This is a genomic window from Endozoicomonas sp. Z74, assembly GCF_057680865.1.
Window position 1 is genome coordinate 81,792 of sequence record NZ_JBLYZI010000007.1, and the last position, 17,096, is coordinate 98,887.

General features: G+C 51.4%; 11 protein-coding genes. 8 read left to right on the forward strand and 3 right to left on the reverse strand.

Going from position 1 to position 17,096, the window contains the following annotated elements; genetic code table 11:
- Window positions 1-111: 111 nt before the first annotated feature.
- The 3 genes from ACNRUY_RS03515 to ACNRUY_RS03525 all read left to right on the forward strand — a co-directional run bounded on the left by ACNRUY_RS03515 (window position 112) and on the right by ACNRUY_RS03525 (window position 2,720).
- A complete protein-coding gene (locus ACNRUY_RS03515; protein ID WP_488110256.1) occupies window positions 112-723 on the forward strand; it encodes a S24 family peptidase in 612 nt (203 codons plus the stop codon).
- Window positions 720-1,997 carry a tyrosine-type recombinase/integrase gene (locus tag ACNRUY_RS03520; RefSeq protein WP_488110257.1) on the forward strand — a complete coding sequence of 426 codons (1,278 nt, stop codon included), beginning with the start codon at window positions 720-722 and terminating at the stop codon, window positions 1,995-1,997. Before ACNRUY_RS03515 ends, ACNRUY_RS03520 begins: the two co-directional genes overlap by 4 nt.
- A gap of 447 nt (window positions 1,998-2,444) precedes the next feature.
- Window positions 2,445-2,720: a hypothetical protein gene (locus ACNRUY_RS03525; RefSeq protein ID WP_488110258.1), complete on the forward strand. Its 276-nt coding sequence runs from the start codon at window positions 2,445-2,447 to the stop codon at window positions 2,718-2,720.
- A 386-nt stretch (window positions 2,721-3,106) separates the two neighbouring features.
- Here ACNRUY_RS03525 and ACNRUY_RS03530 read toward each other — a convergent pair whose 3' ends face one another.
- Entirely contained in the window at window positions 3,107-5,317 is a 2,211-nt protein-coding gene (locus ACNRUY_RS03530; RefSeq protein ID WP_488110259.1) for a DUF5906 domain-containing protein, read from the reverse strand.
- Between the two features lie 3 nt (window positions 5,318-5,320).
- Window positions 5,321-5,533: a helix-turn-helix transcriptional regulator gene (locus ACNRUY_RS03535; protein ID WP_488110260.1), complete on the reverse strand. Its 213-nt coding sequence runs from the start codon at window positions 5,531-5,533 to the stop codon at window positions 5,321-5,323.
- A 549-nt stretch (window positions 5,534-6,082) separates the two neighbouring features.
- On the opposite strand from ACNRUY_RS03535, the gene ACNRUY_RS03540 reads away from it, so the two are divergent.
- From ACNRUY_RS03540 to ACNRUY_RS03560, 5 genes are all read left to right on the forward strand, one after another.
- On the forward strand, window positions 6,083-6,328 hold the full coding sequence (locus ACNRUY_RS03540; protein WP_488110261.1) for a type II toxin-antitoxin system ParD family antitoxin: 246 nt from the start codon (window positions 6,083-6,085) through the stop codon (window positions 6,326-6,328).
- Complete coding sequence (locus ACNRUY_RS03545) at window positions 6,321-6,620, forward strand: type II toxin-antitoxin system RelE/ParE family toxin (protein WP_488110262.1); 300 nt, start codon at window positions 6,321-6,323, stop codon at window positions 6,618-6,620. Before ACNRUY_RS03540 ends, ACNRUY_RS03545 begins: the two co-directional genes overlap by 8 nt.
- A 227-nt stretch (window positions 6,621-6,847) precedes the next feature.
- Window positions 6,848-9,907 (forward strand): BPTD_3080 family restriction endonuclease, encoded by a 3,060-nt coding sequence (locus ACNRUY_RS03550; protein WP_488110263.1) that lies wholly within the window; start codon window positions 6,848-6,850, stop codon window positions 9,905-9,907.
- Window positions 9,908-9,935: 28 nt separating this feature from the next.
- Entirely contained in the window at window positions 9,936-12,878 is a 2,943-nt protein-coding gene (locus ACNRUY_RS03555) for a site-specific DNA-methyltransferase (RefSeq protein ID WP_488110264.1), read from the forward strand.
- A gap of 6 nt (window positions 12,879-12,884) precedes the next feature.
- Window positions 12,885-14,954 (forward strand): 3'-5' exonuclease, encoded by a 2,070-nt coding sequence (locus ACNRUY_RS03560; RefSeq protein WP_488110265.1) that lies wholly within the window; start codon window positions 12,885-12,887, stop codon window positions 14,952-14,954.
- Window positions 14,955-15,283: 329 nt separating this feature from the next.
- Here ACNRUY_RS03560 and ACNRUY_RS03565 read toward each other — a convergent pair whose 3' ends face one another.
- On the reverse strand, window positions 15,284-16,642 hold the full coding sequence (locus ACNRUY_RS03565; RefSeq protein ID WP_488110266.1) for a tyrosine-type recombinase/integrase: 1,359 nt from the start codon (window positions 16,640-16,642) through the stop codon (window positions 15,284-15,286).
- Window positions 16,643-17,096: the final 454 nt, after the last annotated feature.

The window sequence follows — 17,096 nt, forward strand, 5'->3', positions numbered from 1 at the left end:
TTTCGCAAATATGTTTTAAATTTGCATATAGGGACAATACCGTTGTCAGCGGGGATGTCAACCCTTATTTGCAACATTTGTGCATATTTGCGATTCGGGAGCCTGATCGCTATGCAGATGGAAACCCTTGGGGAGCGTATACATTTCATTCAGCGGAAGTTGGGGGGATCAACCGTTCTTCAGCAGCTAACCGGGATCAGTGCGTCCCAGCAGTCGCGGCTGATCAGGAATGAGATCAAGAGCCCTGGCTTGCAACAGGTGATGTCCATCGCCCAGGCTGCGGGGGTGTCTCTGAACTGGCTGGCAACCGGTGAAGGGGAAGCGGATTCTGGTGGGCTGCAGAATGCTTCCGGGTATGTTGCTCTGCCCTTTGTTGGCTGGGAAGGAAAGCAGCCGTTTTTGTTTGAGCGTAATTACCTGGTGAATGTTCTGGGGGTGCCTGTGGATAAGGCAGTGATGTATCACGAAACCAGTGACGCTATGGAGGTGTTGGTTATGAAAGACTCTTATTTAGTCATTGATACATCTCGCAAATATAGAGATGGAGTTAATGTCATTCGATTTAACAACAATGACCAGTTCTTTCTGCGTTATACGCAATCAACCCCGCTCTCTAATACGCTGCATATAAAACCTGCAAATTCTAACTGGCCAGAGTACGAAGTTGGTAGAGATCAAGTTGAAATCATCGGCATGCCTGTCTGGGTAGGAAGCAGGGGATGAGTAGAAAGCTGTTTACCATTAGAGGCGATAAGTGGGTGGGTGAGTTCCCCCCGGAGGACGGTTGGCAGAAGGGCCGCCGTGGAGTCCGTCGGACATTATGTTCTGTGGAGTCTTTAAGCCATTTATCCGATATGGATAAACAGTTGAAACTGATGGAGCTATACCAAACCGCTGGACGGGATATTCAGCGGAAGAATGAACTGGAAAAGCAGGAACGCCAGAAAAAGCAGCAGGCGAAAAACAATTGGACAGTCTCACTGGCTAGCAAGATTTGGTTGGAAGAGGTGAAGATTCACCGGTCTGAAGAGACCGTGAAGTCTTACCGGAATACGATCAAGTATTACATCCAGGCTAATCAGAATCATCGCATCCGTGATTACGATAAAGAGCATGAAGTTAAGTTCCTGCAGCACCTGAAAACTCTCCCCGGGAAAAGTGGCAGACCAATGGCGGTCACCAGTCAGAACGTGCATGCCAGGCAACTAAGGGTGTTCCTTCGGTGGTGTTTCTACGATCAGCGGATACTCAAACATAAGCCCATCGTCAATGCGCCCAAGGCGAAAAAGAAGGATATGGTCACCCTGGAAATGGATGAGCTGGAAAAGCTGCGGCGATTCATCATCAGTGAATACGACCGGGGCATAGCCAACCGATCCAAGGAGATGACCCGACGGGAGAAGTCAGACAATGAAAGGTTGATCCGGGATATGCGTAATTTGCTGCGGGCCTATATGGTGGCTACCCAGTCGCTATTGAGACTCGGTGCAATCTGGCAGCTTCCCCTGGACTGTATTGATATGAAACGGCGGATTATCCGCATCCGCGACAATGAAGCTCTGGGCTGGGAAAACAAGAAAGACAAGTGGCCAGACAAGCCCATCAACGATGTGCTGTATGAGTTCTTGAAAAAGGATTTGGCAGAGCGGGGAGAAGATGAGAAGTACTGGCTGGATAAAGGGGACGGTCGCCAGTGGTACACTGACACCAGTGACGTTTCCGCCAAAGCCACCGACGCCTGCAAAAAAGCCGGACTGCCAAAGTTGAAACCGTTCCACTGGGGAATGCGTGCTACCATGATCACCCAGATGTTACTTAATGGTGCCGACCCGTATTCTGTGCAACAGTTGGCAGACCATGACAGCATCAACACCACCATGCTTTACCTGGACGGAAGAAAGGTACAACAGAAAAACGCGGCTGATGCTGCCGCGAAACTCTCCAAAAGTGTCACAAAGGTGTCACGGGACGAAAATGAAAATCAGGATTCTATATAATACAATGACTTAACGGCTGATCTGGCTCAGCTTGTAATCAGTGGGTCCCGAGTTCGACTCTTGGTGCCGGCACCATATTGCACAAGGCCTGTAGCGTAAGTATACACTACGGGCCTTTTCTTTTTCTGTCGATTGTCTCGGCACTTGTCTCGGCAAGTTCCTCGCCCCCTCGTTTTTGTCTCTGTTCCTGTCCGGCTAACTTCCTGCCTTAAATCAACGCTTCACTCGCTGCGTACCGATATCTTCCACCCTGGCGTGTAGCCCTATCGATAAAAATACGTCAGTGAGATCTTTGGAATGGTGCACAACCCGGCCTGTGGTTGCCCTCGTTGCTTTTCCATCAGTTATCCCCATCGCTTGAATCCACATCGATCCGGTCGGAGTCGATATCGTTCTACACCCGTGCCGCGCTGTCAGGATGTGTATGTCGGGGGTGCTGAGTGCGTTGTGCCCAAGTCTGAGCAGGATGACCGGGTGAAGGGTCGAACGTTGGACCGCTCTTCAGGTCTGATTCCTCCGACATTCACCGATGAAGTCAAAGCGGCCATTATGGCGAACAGGCCTGAATGGGCTCGATTTTATACGGTTGAACCTTCCGGGGCGGTGATTTTTTTCAGCGAAAAACCAGTGTTTCGATCTGGGGTATTCAGGGTCAGGGGTCGTAAGGCGTTGATGGAACGTGCCAAGCTTTTTGAGCCGACCATTTTTGAAGTGCCTGAGTGATTTCGTTCAGGTCTGCGATTGTTGAGCGGCCTGCCAGGGGGGGGGCAGGGGTCGCTTCGACGGTTGGAGTCCCGTGAATTTCCACTTTCCGACCTCACGAGAATTTTTTCAAATTTCAAAAAACAGGTCTGACCATCATTTTCATTCAAAGTAAAAAGTGATTCAGATGATCCAAGTGATCCACCCTAATCGTCCAGAAATAGCAAAATATCCCGTCCCTACTTCATAAATAAAATCTTGAATGACCGTGGCTCAGGGTGATCAGGTGTCGGTCTTAAGGGCATATGTCGGTGTATACAGGGATCAGGCAAAAAATTAAAGGCAGCAGACGAAAAAAAGCCAGGGCAAGCCCTGGCATTGTTTTAAGACAGATTCAGGCCCACAAGCTATTCGGGCCAGTCAATGTTGCCTCCGATCCAGTCTTCAAATGCAGAGCGGCATACGGCCAGAGCGGGCAGTTGAACGTGCCGGTGTTGCGATCCTGCGACACGGGGTCGGTTGCTAAGAGTGCCGGGAATCAGCTGGTACAACCACTTGAAGAACGTACCCGAGTCGATGATGCTCCGTTTTTTCATCCGGGTGCAGTACTCAACATAGTGGTTATGAAGCCTCGTTTTCGGCAGGCTGGTCTCGATCGGTTTTCCGTCGATCTCGGCCATGCACAACATGTCGTACAGCCACTGTTCATGGGTGGCGAGACTTTTCAGTTTTTGATCAATCAGGGCAGAGCTAGCAGGGAACGCACGGAGGTTCTTCCCCGTCAGGTCTCGATTCATCAACAAGTGAAGCAAGGCCTCTTTGCCACCCTTATCCCGTTCATTGACGATTTTTTTGAAGTAGCCGGTATCGCCCTTCTTTGCCTCGCTCACTTTCAGAACACAGAACCGACGCTCGTCAAACTCAGCAGGGACAACCCAGTCATCGTTACTAGCCATGATCAGACGAACATAATTGCGTACTTCGAGTGCATCCTTGAATTTCGCTTCAACCATCCGGATAGGTTCGGTAATCAAGGTTTTGAGCAGTGCGACCTTTGAGCGGTCCTGACTGCAAAACGCTTCGTCGGCGAAGGCCAGCAGCGCCTTGGACAGATTGCTGCTGAAGCGTCCGACAATATGCTCAGGATTGGTGACTCGCTGGAAGTGACCGCCGAACAACTGACCAAAATATTCAACAAACACCCCTTTACCGGTTCCCTGGCCGCCCATCAATACAATAGCAACGCCGAGCAACTTCGCCGGGTTCTGAATGATGTCCGCCATCCAGTCCAGCAAGTATTCGTAAAGGGTGTCATCCCCGTTACAAATCACCTCCTGAAGATGGTTGAGAAAAAGGCGACAGTCGCCTTTCTCTGGCTGAATGGCAAAGCCTTTCCATTGATTGTAAGTATCCGGTGAGCTTTTACCGGATGGGTCAAAGGCGATAGCTGAATAGGTGCGCCTGTGTTCATACGCCATCCAGGCTTTTGCGGCAGACTTTCCATCTTCAGTCTTGATATTACCGGCGTAGATGAAAAAATCGGTAGGCGGCATGAACAGCGTTTTGTGGTCGTTTTCATAGATGACCACGGTTTTTGATCCGAACAGGGCGACGGCGTAGACCTCATTCATTTTATCCATAATCGAGCCCTCAGCTGATCGACTCTGAGGGTGATTCCGTTCATGGGTTTTACGAATGTTGTGTACCGTCTCGACAATCTTTAAGGCAGCCAGCGGGGGGGTGTTGTTTGCATTCCAGTTCAAAAGGGTCTGGATTGCCTCATCGTCCGACTCCCCCTGGGCAATCAGCTTCCCTGCCAGGTAGACCAAGGCGCGAGTTCGTTCACCGTCGCCATAGCTCTTGTTCAGGCTGGCCACAAAAACCTTATCAAGTCCCGGAAGGTACTGGCCAGAGGCCGCACCCACAGGTGCTTCTTCGAGCAGTGGCGTCAGCGACTCAAGGGTGTAAGGCGATTCACAATGAATCCGGTCAATGCGGCTAACAAAGGGCGCTCCCTTCAAATGCAGGAACCCCGGCAGGCGCATCACACGGGGCAGGTCGCACACCACCGGGTCGCCACTGAATCGTTCAGCCAGCACTTTCTGATAGCGGTTGAAATCAGTCAGAAGGCAGTCGGCTACCAGCCAGTACGCATGACCTTTGCCAGGGCTGGATTCAACGACCATATTCGGCAACACCTCAGCCTTAAGCAGAACGTCGAGAGGGGTAGCGTCAAGGTCGACAAACAGCGCCCGAACCTGAATGATGTTGTCCGCTTTACGGCCCTGACCATCGGTCTGGTTGACCGTAACAAACACACCATCACCGGCAAGGTTGGCGGCGATAAGATTATCAAGGTGGCTTTCAAACGAGCCGTTATACACCCTGGCTGAGCGGCCTGCGGCTTTGTGGGTCGGAATGGTTTGAAAAGTAAACTCCCCGCTGCCCTGGCCGAGCAGGTCGAGGAATTGCTGTGCTTCCGATACACTGATCATGGAAGCATCAAAACGTCCAGTGTCGTGATCCATAGGGACTTCCTTAGAGTGTGAGGTGGTGACTTCCGATGCCCCCCCGTCAGTGGCCGCTGACGGGGGTTTCATGTCCTTTTTTACAGTCATGGCTTAGGCCTTCTGATTCAGAGCTTCTAGCCAGCTTTTAATTTCCGACTCCTTCCAGCCAACGCTGCGCAGACCAATGTTCACCCGACGGGGAAACCGCCCTGCCAACTCCAGGCGGCGAATGGTGCTGCGCTTGATTCCACACAACACTTCCACTTCCGGCAGCCGAAGGAGGCGTTCAAGCGTGTGGTTGGCGTTTTTTTCAATAGCCTTCATCGATGCATTCCTTTTGCGTTGATAAGTGCCCACAAGCGTTCTTGCGGGTCACTTTTGATACTCAGGCAAGGGGGGAAGAGTGGTCGTCCTTGAAAAAAAGAAAAAAATGAAGGGCATTATGTGTGGTGATCTTATCAATGCGAGGGGGTAAGTTTTTTGTTAATAAGTTTTTTTCCAAGTCTCGGAAAAAGAGTGCGGTAGAGTTAACTCATTGAATTTAAATGATATGAAAGTTTTCTATTGTTTTATTGGTTTAGATAGCTGTTAGTTATCAAATTGAGACCTGGTGCATCTGGAGTAGGGATAATCTCGACACCATGTATGCGTCATAAGCCTTTCATTTCTGAGTTCATTCTGCCGCAAATCGCCACGTTTTCGATCGGCTTTGGCCTAAACCGTTCCATGATTAGAGCCGAAAAATACGCGTGTCCATCAGGTGCATACCCAGTCGGCCTCCTTTGGTCAAGACAATAACAGCGCAGATAGTGACGCACGCTGTCTGTACAAATGCTAATGTGGTGTAATTATGCACCACCGTGGAGAGGCACCATGACCCGTCAAAGCATCACCCTCAGCGAACCCAACGACCAATGGTTGCAGGCTCAGGTTGAGAGCCGGGAGTACGCCAGCAAAAGCGAGGCGGTGAACGACCTGATCCGCCAAGCCCGTAAGCGGCAGGGCGCCATTGACGCTCTGGCTGACGCGCTGATAGAAGGAGAGGCCAGCGGACTCAGCGACCGCACCATTGACGACATCAAACAGGAAGTGCTCAAGCGGAGGGCACGTCGTGGCTAACTACCGGCTTACGGAACAGGCGGCCAAAGACATCGACCGGCTGTTTGATTACGGGCTGGATCAATTCGGAATCGATCAGGCCTGTGCCTATCTGGATGGCCTGAACAGCCACCTTGAAAAGATCGCTGCCCACCCGAATCATTACCCGGCCATCCACCACATCAAAGCAGGCTTCCGTCGCAGTGTGCTTCGCGCCCATGCCGTCTACTTCACTGAATCCAATCAAGGTGTCTTGATCGTGCGGGTGTTGGGCAGGCAGGATTTTTCGGCGATGCTGGAGGGTAGCGACTGAACCTGATCCCTGCATATACCCTCCCAGCCTTTCCCTGCGTAACGGTCATTCGTCGTCTTAGTACGTAACATCTGGATGGATACAACGGCAACAAATTGGAGTAAGCTAGCTCTGATTTATTCTGTAATCTCCATATAGATTCATGCCGGTCTGAGATAGCCCACAAGACCTTCCCTTAAAGGGGTGTGAATCGTGGGCTTTCTCTGGATACGGAAATCTCTTGCGCGATGACTAACCCATTTTTTGATCAACCCATTCTCAATTCGCCCTACGACTATCCGTCCCGACATTGGGAGTTGGATGATAGCGGCCAGCCTACGCAAAAAATAACCGAGCACCGTCGTAAAGCAGATTTCATCACCCCTATACCGAAACCAAAGCGCCGAAAATCGCCTAAGCAGCAGGGCTCTCTAGCTCTCAGTAATACCAGTATATCGTCCGGTAATCAGACCTATGATTTGCGCTCGATCATCAATGAGATGAGAAAGCATGTTGATGACTGGCGTAAGATACCGAACCCAAATAACTGGAATGTCACACCGGACACAGCACGACTGCTTCAATACTGGCGAAACCACTCGTTCAGTAGCATTCGACCGTTCTTCTGTCAGGTAGAAGCGGTTGAAACCATCATATGGTTGACCGAAGTGGCCCCGAAGATGGGAGCCAAAGGCAAGCAGTTTCTTGATCATCTCGACAGTGCCAATAAAGATTCCAACCCTGGGTTAATGCGGTTGGCTTTAAAACTGGCGACCGGGGCCGGAAAAACCACGGTCATGGCAATGATCATTGCCTGGCAGACGGTGAACTCGGTTCGACGACCCAGCAGCAAGAAGTACACCCGAGGTTTTCTAGTTGTGGCTCCCGGCCTGACGATACGAGACCGGCTAAGAGTGTTGCTCCCCAACGATCTGGATAACTACTACTCCACCCGTGAGTTAGTTCCACAGGATATGCTGGCGGACCTTGAACGGGCCAAAATTGTCATCACCAACTATCACGCATTTAAACTCCGTGAGCGTATGGATATTTCCTCCGGTGGTCGTGCTCTGATCAAAGGGCGTACCGGCACAGGGATAGATACTCTGGAAACAGAAGGTCAGATGATTCAACGGGTGATGGGTGACCTGATGAGCATGAAAAACATCATGGTCATCAACGATGAGGCCCACCATTGTTACCGTGAGAAGCCCCCTGAAGCCGATGACGCTGACTTGACCGGTGAGGCGAAGACAGAGGCACAAAGAAACAGTGAAGCGGCACGGTTATGGATTTCCGGCCTGGAAATGGTGAACCGAAAGATGGGAATCTCCCGTGTGGTTGACCTGTCCGCAACTCCTTTTTTTCTGGCTGGATCAGGTTATGCCGAGGGTACTTTGTTTCCGTGGACCATGAGCGACTTCTCGCTCATGGACGCCATTGAGTGCGGTATTGTTAAACTCCCCCGTGTGCCCGTGGCAGACAACATCAATGAGGGGGAAATGCCCGTATACCGGGAACTTTGGGAACATATCAAAGCCAGCATGCCGAAAAAGGGGCGTGGCGCCAGTACAAAACTGGACCCTCTGTCATTGCCCACCATGCTTAATACGGCCATGGAAGCACTCTACGGTCATTATGCCAAAACATTTAATCTCTGGCAGGAGAGCGGGGCAAAAGTCCCGCCCTGTTTCATTTTCGTCTGCAATAACACCGCAACTTCGAAACTGGTATACGACTTCATCTCCGGCTTTCATAGAGAAAACGCAGACGGCACCTCTCAACTGGTCAATGGCCGGTTTGACCTGTTCAGAAATTACGACGAGAACGGAGAGCCCTACGCACGCCCCCGTACTTTGTTGATCGACAGTGAACAGCTTGAATCGGGCGAAGCCCTGGATAAAAACTTCCGGCAGATGGCGGCCCAGGAGATTGAGCAGTTCCGTCGTGAGATTATTCAGCGCACCGGCGACCGACAGCAGGCCGAAAAAATCTCGGAACAGGATTTGTTGCGGGAGGTGATGAACACTGTCGGCAAGGCCGGGAAACTCGGTGGCTCTGTTCGCTGTGTGGTCTCCGTGTCGATGCTGACTGAAGGGTGGGATGCCAACAACGTGACCCATGTTTTGGGTGTCCGCACCTTCGGTACACAGCTGCTCTGTGAGCAGGTGGTGGGTCGAGCCTTGCGCAGGCTCTCCTATGACTTGAATGAGGACGGGCTGTTCAACACAGAGTACGCCGATGTCCTGGGCATACCCTTCGACTTTACCGCCAAGCCTGTGGTTTCCAAGCCCAAGCCACCCCGTGAAACCGTGCATGTAAAAGCAGTGAACCCCGAGCGTAGTCATCTGGAAATCACCTTTCCCCGGGTTGAGGGTTACCGGGTTGAGCTACCCGATGAAAAACTGGCGGCAATCTTTACCAGTGACTCGACTCTGGTGCTGACCCCGGCTCTGGTTGGCCCAACAGAGAACACCAACCGGGGCATTATCGGTGAAGACAACAACTTGACTCTTGAGCATATGAAACACCGGCGTAAGTCCACGCTGCTGATGCATCTGACCAAACACCTGTTGTACTCCAAATGGCGGGATGAGGGCGGTGAACCCAAGTTGCACCTGTTCGGCCAGCTAAAGCGCATCGTACGTCAGTGGGTCGATAATCACCTGATCTGTGAAGGGGGCACCTATCCAGCACAGCTGATGTATATGGAACTGGCAGAGATGGCCTGTGAGCGGATTACGGCGGCGATCACCAAAAAACACCAAGGCACAAACCCGGTTAAGGCCGTGCTCGACAGCTACAACCCTGCCGGCAGCACCACACACGTTAGCTTCACCACATCAAAGACCGACCGCTGGGAGACCGACTCCCGCCGGTGCCATATCAATTGGGCGATCCTCGACAGCAGCTGGGAGGCGGAGTTCTGCCGCATCGCGGAGCAACACCCCAAGGTCAAAAGCTATGTGAAAAACCACAGCCTGGGCTTTGAAGTGCCTTACAAGCAGGGCTCCACCTCCCGAATGTACCGGCCCGATTACATTGTTCGGGTTGACGATGGTCGTGGAGAAGATGACCTGTTAAATCTGGTGGTCGAGATCAAGGGCTACCGGGGCATTGATGCCGAAATCAAAAAAGAGACCATGGACACCTACTGGGTGCCCGGTGTTAACCATACCGGTCAGTTCGGTCGCTGGGCCTTCGTTGAACTGACCGATGTCTTTACCATGCAGTCCGACTTTGAACAGAAAGTTCGGGAAGCCTTCAACACCATGATTACGGAAGCCCTCGCTTCAGGCAAAGCCTGAACGATGTTGCAATAAAGGAACAGCCATTATGGCCCAGAAAAAGCCTAAACTGACTGTCGAAACGCTGACCCACGAAGAGGCAGCACGCAAAAACATACCGACAGCGGAACACCAGTCAGTGATGGATAAAGAGCAGCAGGCGTCCGTCCGGGTCGCCTACGAACGCCGCAACCGAGACCTGGACCCCCAGCTGGTCTGGCGTGGCAAAGATGAGCAGGATGAGTCCGATCTGGTGGTCAATGCACCGCCGCTCTACATTCAGGAAAAGGTGCACCCCAAGGTGCTGATCGACGACCTGAAGCGCCGTACCGAGGTGGGGGAGGAGCCGGACGATGAACACCCGGACCTGTTCTCCGACTTTAACGGCCTGCCCGATGAAGACGCAAAAACCGAGTTCTATCAGCACGATCAGCACTGGTCGAACCGGATGATTCTGGGAGACAGCCTACAGGTGATGGCGTCTCTGGCGGAGCGGGAAGGGCTTCGAGGCAAGGTGCAGTGCATCTATTTTGATCCACCCTATGGGATTAAGTTTAATTCCAACTTTCAGTGGTCAACCACCAGTCGGGATGTGAAAGACAAGGCTGAGCACATCACCCGCGAGCCAGAGCAGGTGAAAGCGTTTCGGGACACTTGGAAGGACGGTGTTCACTCTTATTTGTCGTATATGCGTGACAGGCTTGTTATCGCGCGCGATTTATTGGCTGACTCAGGATCTGTTTTTGTCCAGATAAGTGAGGAGAATATTCACCGGCTAAGAATGGTGATGGATGAAGTGTTTGGGGATAAAAATTTCATTTCACAGATAACATATGTAACTACTGGAGGCCTTGCTTCCGGCACTTTAAGTCGAGCCGGTGACTACCTTCTTTGGTATTCAAAAAACATTGATTTATTAAAGTGTAATAGCCTTTATCACCCTAAAAACTCGCCTTTGACAGATCCAAAATCGAAATACGATCAGATAGAGCTTGCAGATGGTTTACGCTGTTCTCTCAGAGAAATCGAGAGCCCTGACTCAGGGGACCGTATATTTCGGATTGATAATATCATTTCACAGGGTAGTTCGGCCAACACCATTAGAGAATTTGGTTTTCAGCATAAGGTTTTTAATTGTGGTAGTAATAGCCATTGGAAGACAAATCCAAGTACGGGGATGCCTCGACTAGCAAAAGCAAATCGAATCTCTGTTAGTTCAAAAGGTAAGCTCGGTTATGTGCGCTACTTCGAAGATTCGGCAGTAACTCAAAAAACAAACATATGGACAGATATTGGCGGAAGCGTTCAGAGTAGAACTGACCCCAAAATATATGTTGTGCAAACGGGGAAGTCTTTAGTTGAGCGTTGCTTACTGATGGCAACTTCACCTGGTGATTTAGTTCTAGATCCAACCTGTGGTTCTGGAACAACTGCTTATGTTGCCGAGCAAATTGGACGACGATGGATAACTGCTGATACATCGCGGGTTTCGTTAGCACTTGCACGTGCCCGAATAATGGGAGCCAAGTACCCCTTTTACTTTCTTTCAGATAGTCCTGAAGGGCAGTTAAAAGAGTCTGAAATTACAAGATCTTCACCTTCAGCAGCGGCTACATTTAATAACGTGCGCCATGGATTTGTCTATGAACGAGTTCCTCGAATTACTCTAAAATCTATCGCCAACAATACCGAAATCGACGTGATCTGGGACAAATTTCAGGAACACTTGGAACCCCTGAGAGAACAACTCAACCAGGCCACCGGTGCGAACTGGGAAGAGTGGCAAATCCCCCGTGAGCCGGGCTCACCGTGGCCGGAAGTCGATGCAAAGTTATTGGAAAAAGTCCACAAGGCAAAATCCAACAAGGCCAAACAGACCGCCCTGTTAAAACTGAACCGGCAGCAAGGCCGAAGCTATACCCTTAAAAACCTGCCGGAACAGCCCATCGACCTCTGGACCGACGAGCAAGCAATTCAGCTCCATCAGCAGTGGTGGGAGCAGCGGATTGCCCGACAAAAGGATATCGATGCCTCCATCGCCGCTAAGGCCGACCAGGAGTACCTCTACGACAAGCCCTATGTGGACCCGAAAAAGGTGCGGGTGGCGGGGCCGTTTACCGTCGAGAGTTTGTCGCCTCACCGCTCCCTGGGGTTGGATGAGAACGACGAACTGATTGACCCGTTGCAACGGACACAGAAAGAAGCAGAAGGTAAAGATTTTGCCCAGATGGTGTTGGACAACCTACAAACCGCCGGTGTTCAGCAGGCCAACAAGAGCGACAAAATTGACTTTACCTCACTGAAGCCCTGGCCCGGTCATTTGATCTGTGCTGAAGGTCGTTATCAGGAAGGGGGGGAAGACGGTGAAGAGAAACGTGCCGCCATCTTTATCGGCCCTGAGTTTGGTACGGTCGGTCGTGCTGATCTGGTCTCGGCGGCCAGGGAAGCCGGTGACGCGGATTTTGATGTATTGATAGCCTGCGCCTTCAGTTACGAAGGGCACGCCTCAGAGTTCGCCAAACTGGGCCGTATACAGGTACTCAAGGCTCGGATGAACGCCGACTTGCATATGTCGAAGGATTTGAAGAACACCGGCAAGGGCAACCTGTTTGTGATCTTCGGCGAGCCGGATATTGAAATTCTCGACGCCGATAACGACCAGATTCAGGTGCAGATTCACGGTGTGGATGTGTTTGACCCCAGCACCGGTGAAATTCGTACCGATGAAGCGAAGGACATCGCCTGCTGGTTTGTGGACACCGACTACAACGAAGAGAGTTTCTTTGTTCGTCATGCCTACTTTCTCGGGGCTAACGACCCGTACAAGTCCCTGAAAACCACCCTGAAAAATGAAATTAATCAGGAAGCCTGGGACAGCCTGAACAGCGATTTGTCGCGACCTTTCGATAAGCCCCTGTCCGGTCGAATTGCGGTGAAGGTGATCAACCACCTGGGTGATGAAGTGATGAAGGTATTTTCAGTTAAGGAGTAACGTTGCATGGAGTTTCGGATTGCCGACACCTTTACGGACAGTTTGGCCAGGCTGACCGGTCAGGAACAGAAAAACACTAAACAGACGGCATTCGACTTGCAAATGGACCCGGCCAAAGCCGGGCTTCGTTTTCATCGTCTGGAAAAGATGCGTGATCCGAATTTCTTTTCGGTCAGCGTGAATATGGATATTCGCATCATTGTTCACAAGTCAAATAACAGCCTGTTGCTCTGCTATGTAGATCATCACGATAAAGCGTATCAGTGGGCAGCCAAACGAAAACTGGAGACCCACCCGAAGACCGGTGCGGCCCAGCTCGTTGAGGTTCGGGAGACCGTTAAAACCATTGCTGTTCCGGTTTACGTTCCATCTTCTGAAACGCTCAAGCCGCTCCTGTTTAAACCGTATTCCGATGATCAACTGTTAAGTTACGGCGTTCCGGTGGACTGGCTGAACGACGTCAAACAGGCCAATGAAGATACGCTGCTTGATCTGGCTGACCACCTTCCCTCTGAGGCGGCAGAGGCGTTGTTGGAAATCGCGACCGGCGGCACTCCGAAACCTGTGCTTGGCTTCCAGGTCGATAATCCGTTTAATCACCCTGATGCTATGCGTCGCTTCCGGGTGATGACCGATGCCGAGGAGTTGGAGCGTGCACTGGAAGCCCCCTGGGAAAAGTGGGCGATTTTTCTGCATCCGTCCCAACGGCAAATGGTCGAGCGTGAATACAACGGGCCTGCCAGGGTCTCTGGCTCCGCCGGGACCGGTAAAACCATTGTCGCCCTTCACCGGGCGGTTCATCTGGCTAATGCCTGCCCCGATGCACGTATTCTGTTGACGACCTTCTCCGACATCCTTGCCAATGCGCTGTTGGTGAAACTTCGCCTGTTGGTGCATAAGCAGCCGAGGCTTGCGGAACGAATTGAGGTTTTGTCTATGGAGGCGATCGGTAAGCGACTGTACCGTAGCCACATTGACAAGCCCGTTATCGCAACGGCAGACCAGATCAAACAATTCGTAAAAGAAGCAGCAAATGACTCAGCTGAGCGCAGTGTCTCTGAACGATTTTTGCTCAGTGAGTGGCGGGATGTGGTTGATGCGCAACAGGTCACTAGTGAACAGGCTTACCTTGGCGCGAAGCGGCTCGGACGCAAGGTTCGCCTGACGGAAAAGAAGCGCCGTGAGATTTGGTCTGTTTTTGGTAAGGTTCTTGAGCGAATCAACGAGGCCGGTTTAATCACACCAGCGATGATGTATAACCGCCTCACTCAGGCACTGGCAAGCCGTAAGCACCCGATTTTTGATTACGCGGTTGTCGATGAGGCGCAGGATCTGAGCATGGCTCAGCTGGGCTTTCTCGCAGCCCTGACGGCTACTCGAAAAGATGGGCTGTTCTTTGCCGGTGATCTTGGACAGCGAATTTTTCAGCAGCCTTTCTCGTGGAAGTCCATGGGGGTTGATATTCGCGGTCGATCGAAAACCTTGAATATCAATTACCGAACGTCCCACCAGATTCGAGCGCAGGCGGACCTTCTGCTTGACGAGGAGATTTCTGATGGTGATGGTAATTCCGAGAAGCGTACGGGTACGATCTCTGTTTTCAATGGTCCCTCTCCGGATATTCGTATCCTTGACTCTGAGGAAGAGGAAGCGAAGACGGTTACCAGTTGGATTAAAGCCTCATTAAAAAAAGGCATTGAGCCCCATGAGGTGGGTGTATTTGTTCGTTCAGACAATGAAGTTGACCGGGCTTTATCTGCACTGGATGAAGGTGGCATACCGTTCCGGGTGTTAGACAATAAGGTCGCTACGATTACCGGTCAGGTCTCAGTCAGTACCATGCATCTTGCCAAGGGACTGGAGTTTAAAGCGGTGGTTGTCATGGCCTGTGATGATGAAATCATCCCCTTGCAAGAACGCATCGAGAGTGTTGAGGATGAGGCTGATCTGGACGAGGTTTATATTACTGAACGACATTTGCTTTATGTGGCGTGCACACGGGCCCGGGATTATCTGTTAGTCACTAGTGTTGATCCTGAATCTGAGTTTCTTGATGACCTTAGCATGGTTGGTTAGCGGACAGGGAAAATCATCAAAAATCAGTATGATGATTGTGTTGTCTGTTACTGAATTGTCGGCTTACACCAAAGTGGTGCAAAAGTGACTGGGTAATCCAAGGTAGGAATTTTCCCAGTTAAACAAAGAGTTATTTGTCTGAACTGCTATAGATAAGGCAGGTTTGACCTTCGCAAGGTCTTCCTGCTCATGTGGACAAAGTGACTAGTGCCATCAAGCGTTGATATGCATACACCCCATTCATCCTGAGCTTTTCTAAGGGTTGAGTCTACGCACTTCGACAGGCTGGCTCAGTGCGAACGGTGTATGGGCTTTAGCTTTTGGCTGCACTAGCCCGCCCGCAACGGCATCAGCACCACCTTGTTCCCCGGCTCCACCATCACCCGCAAGGCCGTACACCACTGGTCTAGGGCTTCGCGCTTCTCCCGTACGTAGTCGTAGCGGTCGTAATGGACTGAGGAAACATCGTTCAGGGCGTGGTTTTGCAGCCGGTCGCGAATGTCTTTGCTCAGCCCGGCCTTACCCATCAGGGTTTTGCAGGTGCGGCGGATATCCCTCGGCGTGAAATGCGTCATCCCTTCCCCCTGAACACACCGCCGGATCGACGTATTCAGGGAGTCCAGGCGAATGTGTCGGTCAACCACATAGCCAGAGCCACGCATCAGCGGGAACGGGTGCACGCAGTGACCGGTATAGAGCCGCTGCTCCTGAAGAATTTCAATCGCCAGGTCGTTGAGGGGGACAACGTGTTCCCGCTTGTTTTTGGTGAGTGCCTTCGGAAGGATCAGCAATTTTTCGTCAAAATCGTAGTGTTCCCAAGTGGTACGGCTGATCTCTTTCGGTCGCTGCCCACCCAGGGCAAACAGCAGTTTGAACAGCCGCTCGGTATGTCCGGCCATGTAGGGGTTCATGTTCATCCAGAATTGATGTACTTCCGCCTCTGAGAGATGTCGGTCCAGGGCTCGCTCATAGGCCGTCTGACGCGGCACCAGCGATACGGGATTGTGCTTGAGATGGAAGTTGATGGTCTGTTCAGCCTGAAGCAGCGGATCAAGATACGCCTGACAGCCCACCTTGAAAGCCCGATGCAGGTAGGCCCGTACCCGGTTCAAACTGGTGGTCAGCCCCTTCTTTGCCATGGCGACGAGAATGTCGGTGATGTCTTCCGGTTCAATCTCCCGCGCTTTCTTTTCCAACAGCATCGGGAACGGTTTGACCACATACCGATTGAGATCGTCCAGGGTGTTTTTCCAGCTGGATTTGCCTTCTTTCTTCAGGGTGTTGACGTACACCTCAAGCAGCTGCCCAAACGTGCCCTGACGGGCTTCCACATCCCGCTTGCGCTGCTCCTCTTTCGCCTGAGATTCTTGCCGGGCGATGTACTCTTTCGGATCAATGCCCCGTTGCAGTTGCTGGCTGTATTCGTGCGCCTGTCTGCGAGCTTCAGCAAGGGTGATTCCCACCTTGGTTTTCGAACGCTTCGGCTGAAACCGACCGATAGCAATCTCAACCGGCTGCTGTCGAGCCCGGTAATACTTGAATCGAAAGTCCACCGAACCGGGAGCCAACCATTTCGCAATCAGTCGACCGGCACCCCGGTGCCCGAGCTCTTCACTGCGCGTTTTTTTCTCTGGATTTTTCGAAGTAAACAGCGCTTCCATATCCTTATCTTTGATCGTGTTTCCCATAGCGTTCACCTTTTTATTCGTCGAATTTTGTCTTGGCAATTGTCTCGGCAGAGTGCAGGATTTTAGTGATTCAAAATGAATCAACCTGAACTATAAAAAACCTAACAAGTATGATTTTTTCCATCAAATTCAACGGGTTAATAAACTCTCATGGGTTCTTCTGAACCGGTATGAACGTTCGGAAAAAGTCGTCTTGTAATCAGTGGGTCCCGAGTTCGACTCTTGGTGCCGGCACCATACAGGACAAAGCCCGAAGCGTTAGTAAACACTTCGGGCTTTTTTGTGCCCGCGATTTACTATAGGCTCCACTATAGGTTTTTTTGACCCCCCCCTGTGTCAGGATAGATGTCGCCTCTTTTGACTCATGACTCTCTTCAATGGAGAGATGATTAAAAGAGGCAGTTATGGCTCGCTACTCCAAAGAAATGAAAGAGGCCGTCATCCAGAAGATGAT

Excerpts from the sequence above, each read along its gene's own strand:
- ACNRUY_RS03515 (WP_488110256.1), top strand. The coding sequence starts at position 112 with ATGCAGATGGAAACCCTTGGGGAGCGTATACATTTCATTCAGCGGAAG.
- ACNRUY_RS03520 (WP_488110257.1), top strand. The coding sequence starts at position 720 with ATGAGTAGAAAGCTGTTTACCATTAGAGGCGATAAGTGGGTGGGTGAG.
- ACNRUY_RS03530 (WP_488110259.1), bottom strand. The coding sequence starts at position 5,317 with ATGACTGTAAAAAAGGACATGAAACCCCCGTCAGCGGCCACTGACGGG.
- ACNRUY_RS03535 (WP_488110260.1), bottom strand. The coding sequence starts at position 5,533 with ATGAAGGCTATTGAAAAAAACGCCAACCACACGCTTGAACGCCTCCTT.
- ACNRUY_RS03540 (WP_488110261.1), top strand. The coding sequence starts at position 6,083 with ATGACCCGTCAAAGCATCACCCTCAGCGAACCCAACGACCAATGGTTG.
- ACNRUY_RS03550 (WP_488110263.1), top strand. The coding sequence starts at position 6,848 with ATGACTAACCCATTTTTTGATCAACCCATTCTCAATTCGCCCTACGAC.
- ACNRUY_RS03555 (WP_488110264.1), top strand. The coding sequence starts at position 9,936 with ATGGCCCAGAAAAAGCCTAAACTGACTGTCGAAACGCTGACCCACGAA.
- ACNRUY_RS03560 (WP_488110265.1), top strand. The coding sequence starts at position 12,885 with ATGGAGTTTCGGATTGCCGACACCTTTACGGACAGTTTGGCCAGGCTG.
- ACNRUY_RS03565 (WP_488110266.1), bottom strand. The coding sequence starts at position 16,642 with ATGGGAAACACGATCAAAGATAAGGATATGGAAGCGCTGTTTACTTCG.